Below are 5,113 nucleotides of genomic sequence, written 5' to 3'. Positions count from 1 at the left end.
ACGCTGCAGGTGATTGGCGCGCGCTTCGGAATCAGCCGCGAGCGCGTGCGTCAAATAGAAACGCGGCTCAAGCGGCGGTTGAAGGAGTTTATCGAGGCGTCGGCGCCCGACGTCGAAGGTAGCGGGCCGTCGTAAGCATTCTTTGTCTACCCCATTGCCGCTGATAGGCGCGGCTTGCGATAATGCGGTCGAGGCGGATCGCGCAAGGAGCTGCACGTCGATGCGAGAACGCAGTTGCGCGCTGGTGGTGGTGGGTAACGAAATCCTTTCCGGCAAGGTTCAAGACTCGAACGCGTACTTCGCGGCTCGCGAGCTGCGCAAGATTGGGGTCGCGCTCGCGCGGATCGCGACGATCCCCGATGAACTCGATCTGATCGCGGGCGAAGTGGCGTACTGCTCGCGCAATTTCGATTTCGTAATCACGTCGGGTGGCGTCGGCCCGACCCATGACGATCTCACGATGGAAGGTGTGGCGCGCGCGTTCAAGCGGCGGCTGGTGATGAATCCAGTGCTCGAAAGCCTAATCCGCGAACATTTTCGCGAGCGCTCGCTCGACGCAGGTCTCAGGATGGCGCAAGTGCCGGAGGGCGCGGTCCTCAACGACGCCGGCGACATCCGATTTCCGACAGTGCAAATCGAAAACGTGTACGTGCTACCCGGAATCCCGCAACTGTTCGAGGCCAAGCTGCGCGCGCTCAGCAGCCGCTTCGCGACGGATCCGTATTTCATGCGCGCGATTTATCTGAGCGCGAACGAAGGTGTGATCGCCGAGCATCTGAACGACTGCATGCGCAATTTTCCGGAGCTGATGCTGGGTTCGTATCCGCGGATCGGGGATCCCGACTACCGCGTGAAGTTGACGCTCGAGTCGAAGAACGCGGACTACCTCGAGCGCGCGTTTCGTCATCTGATGGGGCTGCTGCCGGCCGAGGCAGTGGTCAAAACCGAATGAAAAATTAACGTCTGAAGGGGCAGGTGGAGGAAGTCATGAGGAAGAGAAATTTCAGATTCGCGTTGATCGCGCTCGCAGTGTCGGTGATGCTGGCGGGTCCGCTCGCAGAATTCGCCGCGGCACAATCCGCGCAACCGGTGGGCGCACCGGCGGCGACGCAGGTCCCGCAGCCGCAGGACAATAGCGTCAACTGGCCGGGCGCGGGATACGGCGCGGGCGCCCTGCTCTGCAACGTGCTCTACATCCCGGCCAAGCTGGTGTACGCACTGCTCGGCGGAATCGTCGGCGGCGGGACATATTTGATCACGGCCGGCAATCAGCAGGCAGCCAACACGGTGTGGCGCAGCGCGCTCGGCGGCGACTACGTCGTGACGCCGCAAATGCTAGCGGGACAGCAGCCGATCAATTTCAGCGGGCCGACCGACACGCCGCCGACTGCTCCAGAGCCGGTGACCAGTTCGTCGTCGAGCATGACGACCACGACTGCGAGTTCTGGCGGCGTCGCGCCGATACCGCCGCTCCCGGCGTCAGGCCCGGCGGCGAATACGTCGTCGACGGGAGGACAGCCGCTCGATCACGGCGCCGGGCCCGCGAGCGGTTCAGCGTCAGGCGCGAATATCGAGTAGCAGCGGCGCGCGTTGGGAGTTGGAGCATCGCGCATGAAGAAGATTCGTTTTCTGTGGAAATCGACCTGAACGACGTGCCGCGACGCAAGAAGTTTCTTGCGTAAGGATCTGGGCGTCGAGCTCGACGAGCGCGACTACGCGAAAGCTCCGCTGAATGCGGCGGAGCTGAAGGATCTATTCGCAGGCCGGGACCCGCGCGATTTTCTAAATGCGCGCAGTCCGGCCTTCAAGGAGATGAGCCTGGCGGGCAAATCGCTAACGTCGGAGCAGGCACTGGCGCTGATGGCGAAAGAGCCGAATCTGATCAAGCGGCCGATTACAATCGCGGGCAAGGAAATGATCGCCGGCTTCGATCGCGAGCGGCTGCGCGGAGCGCTGAAGTAGCGAGCAAATCAGTGTCGAGGCTGGCTGATGTGAAACCCCTCCTGGGTTTCACGTTTCCCTGGGCAGGGGTAACCCCTGCACCTTAGTATTAAGAGAATGCGGGCGTGCAATACCAAGTGCGCGATGCTATTTCCTGAGTCAGGCGAGGTATTTTTTCATGGCATTTTCTGACGAACTGTTTTTTGCTCCCGCGCACAAACTTGCGGCGATGCTGCGGGCGCGCGAGGTGTCTTCGGTTGAGATGGTGGACGCTTTTATCGAACGGATCGAATCGGTGAATCGTGGGCTCAACGCCGTCGTCACACTGGTCGAAGAACGGGCGTCGCGCGAGGCCGAGGAGTCCGACCGGCGTTTATCAGAGAAAGGGGAAGTTCGGCCGCTCGAGGGGCTGCCGATCACTATCAAGGATTCGATTATCACCGAAGGCGTGCGCTCGACCTGGGGAATGAAAATGTTCGAGCATCACGTCGCCAAGCAAGACGCGCCGACCGTCGCACGGCTGCGCGCGGCGGGTGCGATCGTTATCGGGAAGACCAATACGCCCGAGATGACGATGGACTACGATTGCGACAATCCGGTTTTCGGCCAGACCAACAATCCGTGGAATCATGAGCGCGTGCCCGGCGGCTCCAGTGGCGGAGAGGCGGCGGCGCTCGCGGTCGGGATGTCACCGCTGGGCATGGGTTCCGACTATCGCGGATCGATCCGCGTGCCGGCGCATTTCTGCGGTATCGTCGGGCTGAAGCCGACGTGGGGCACGATTCCCGGCAGCGGGCATATGGCGCCCAGCGTTGCGGCGCCGCCGCCGATCGCGCACATGGCGACGATCGGTCCGATGGCGCGATTCGTGGACGATCTCACGCTCGCCTACAACGTCGTCAAAGGACCGCATCCGAGCAGTCCGTACACCGTACCAACGCCCGATGCTCATCCTGAAAAAATCGATCTGAAGAAAGTTCGCTGCGCGATCTTCACCGACGCGTGCGAAGTTCCAGTCACGTCCGACACGCGTGCCTCGATTGAACGCGCGGGTCGCGAGCTACAGAAGATGGGGATCGTTGTCGAAGCTGTAAAGCCGCCGATCGACGATGGCGAGCGTTTGTGGTGGGAGTACAACGGCGCCGACGGCAACCAACTGATGGCGGAAGTGTTCGGAGAAGGCATGAAGCTCTCGCGCGAGCGGCTGCGAAATTTCATGGTTGCGGGTGAGGGAAAGTCCGCCGCCGAGTTTTTCAAGATCGCGATGTTACGCGACGCGTGGCGCGTGCAACTCGCGGAGTTCATGGAGCAATACCCGATCATTCTCGGCCCGACGTTCTGCGTTACCGCGTTCAAGCACGGCGCAACCGAAGTCGAAATCGACGGGAAAAAATATCCACATTTTATGGCCGGCTGGCCGGTGGCGTGGGGCAATTGTGCGGGACTGCCGGGCGTCGTCGTGCCGTGCGGAAAAGATCGCGACGGGTTGCCGATCGGACTGCAGATAAACGGACGCGCATTCGGCGAGGAGACCGTGCTCGCGGTCGCGAAGGCGGCAGAGACCGCGCTGGGTGGGTATCAGAAACCGCCGCTGTGAGCGGAGGGCGCGGCTTGTTCCCTCGCCCGTTCGTCGGGAGAGGGTTAGGGTGAGGAACATTTTGCGGCGCGGTTGTCTGGTGCGTCGCAATTCCGGAATCTTCGGCAAATTTGGTCCTCCACCCGACGCTCGCGGACGAGCGTCGGCCTCCCCCAAAATTGGGGGAGGCGAGGAAGGAATCGCTAGACGCTGAAGCCGCTTGCCCGGCCCAGGAGTGTTGCGCCTGCGGTGGTTAGCCATGACTCTGCCACCGCCGCGTGCTGGGTCAGCGTTTGGATGTCGCGCATGCATCGCTGGAGAGGTGAACCGTCGTAGGGCGAGGTGCCGCCGCCAGCTTTGTAGCAGGTATCGACGACCGCGGCGCACGTGTGTACCGCCCAGGTGTTCGCCGCCATCACCGGCGCGCGGCCGTCGATTGAAACTGGATTCCCGGCGACTGCCGAATTCCATACTGCGTCGGCCTGACTACGCAGGAGCTTGCGGGCGGCGCGCAGACTCGCGTCGGCGTGCCCCACTCGATACTGAAAGAGCGGAGACTCGGCGAGCGACGCGCTCGCATACAGGCGGCGCTTGTTGGTGTTCGCGAGTGCGACCAGCTCGGTAATCGCGCGTTGCGCAATGCCGATTGCGACCGCGCCGATATGCAGCGCGGCGTATAGCAGCGGCTCCGCCATCGATGGACTCTCGATTGACGGGCGCCCGAGAAAAATATCGAAACTGTCGTCAGCCGGCACCACGAGATTTTCAACCGCGATGTCGTGGCTGCCGGTACCGCGCAAGCCGTTTACCGACCAGGTGTCGATGATCTGCGCTTTCGACGGCGCGAACATCATCGCGCGCGTTTCGGGCGAGCCGGGTATCAGGCCGGGCCGCGGAGTTCCATTTTCAATCACCACGCAATTGCCGAAGAGAAACTGGCTGTGCTGGCATCCGCTGGCGAAACTCCATCGCCCGCTGACGCGATAGCCGCCATCGATCACCTCGGCCTGCCCTCGAGGCGCGAATGCCCCCGCGATTATCACGTCGGGGCCGCTGGCGTACAGGCGATCGAAGTGCTTGCGGGAGAGGAGCGCCAGCAACATTGGCGTTTCGCATCCGATCATCACGACCCATCCGGTGGAACCGTCGGCGGTGGCGATCGCTTCGATGATTTCCATGCTGGCTGGAAAATCGACGTCGAGGCCGCCGTGACTCTTTGGCACGAACATCCTGAAGCATCCGGCGGACGTCAGTTGCGCCAGCAAATCGAGAGGAAGCCGGCGTCCTGCGTCAATTTCCGCACTGCGTGTGCTGATCGAGGGCGCTAGATCGCGAATCGAATCGAGCAGGATCTTTGCCTCCGGGGTCATCGCGTCTCTCTGTAGCATACATACTGAAAATAGAAACGGCCGAGTCCGTCGATAGACCCGGCCGTTTTGGTGTCGTTGAGCCTGTGGCGGCTACGCAGTCTTCTCGGCCTTTTCGCCCGCGTCGTTGTTGCGTTCAGCGCGATCTCCCCGGGGCGCGCGGTCGCCCTTGCGACCGGCCGGTCGACGTCATCTACCGGATCTTCATGATCGAGGATCTGCTGGACCC

The 5,113-nt window shown here is 62.2% G+C and carries 6 protein-coding genes and 1 pseudogene; 5 read left to right on the top strand and 2 right to left on the bottom strand.

The annotated features are described in order from the left end of the window. Positions 1-9: 9 nt before the first annotated feature. The 5 genes and pseudogenes from VIW95_RS17435 (at position 10) to VIW95_RS00935 (ending at position 3,538) form a co-directional block, all read left to right on the top strand. Positions 10-135: a sigma factor-like helix-turn-helix DNA-binding protein gene (locus tag VIW95_RS17435; RefSeq protein WP_349259270.1), complete on the top strand. Its 126-nt coding sequence runs from the start codon at positions 10-12 to the stop codon at positions 133-135. 85 nt (positions 136-220) lie between these two features. Then, a complete protein-coding gene (locus tag VIW95_RS00950) occupies positions 221-952 on the top strand; it encodes a competence/damage-inducible protein A (RefSeq protein WP_331583081.1) in 732 nt (243 codons plus the stop codon). A gap of 35 nt (positions 953-987) precedes the next feature. Further along, the gene (locus VIW95_RS00945; protein ID WP_331583079.1) at positions 988-1,578 is read left to right on the top strand and encodes a hypothetical protein; all 591 of its coding nucleotides are present in this window, start codon (positions 988-990) and stop codon (positions 1,576-1,578) included. An 81-nt stretch (positions 1,579-1,659) separates the two neighbouring features. Then, positions 1,660-1,962, top strand: a pseudogene (locus tag VIW95_RS00940) (arsenate reductase family protein); the annotation flags it as partial. A 157-nt stretch (positions 1,963-2,119) separates the two neighbouring features. Then, positions 2,120-3,538 carry an amidase gene (locus VIW95_RS00935; protein WP_331583077.1) on the top strand — a complete coding sequence of 473 codons (1,419 nt, stop codon included), beginning with the start codon at positions 2,120-2,122 and terminating at the stop codon, positions 3,536-3,538. A gap of 182 nt (positions 3,539-3,720) precedes the next feature. On the opposite strand, the gene VIW95_RS00930 is transcribed toward VIW95_RS00935, so the two are convergent. Together VIW95_RS00930 and VIW95_RS00925 are read right to left on the bottom strand one after the other, a co-directional pair. Beyond that, entirely contained in the window at positions 3,721-4,887 is a 1,167-nt protein-coding gene (locus tag VIW95_RS00930; RefSeq protein WP_331583074.1) for an acyl-CoA dehydrogenase family protein, read from the bottom strand. Then, a partial coding sequence (locus VIW95_RS00925; RefSeq protein WP_331583072.1) for a hypothetical protein occupies positions 4,884-5,113 on the bottom strand: 230 nt, incomplete at its 5' end. The genes VIW95_RS00925 and VIW95_RS00930, both read right to left, overlap by 4 nt.

The organism is Binatus sp. (SeqCode) (genome assembly GCF_036522015.1).
Classification (GTDB): domain Bacteria; phylum Desulfobacterota; class Binatia; order Binatales; family Binataceae; genus Binatus.
Note: the sequence above shows the minus strand (reverse complement) of the source record. Positions and strands in the feature narration are given on the sequence as shown.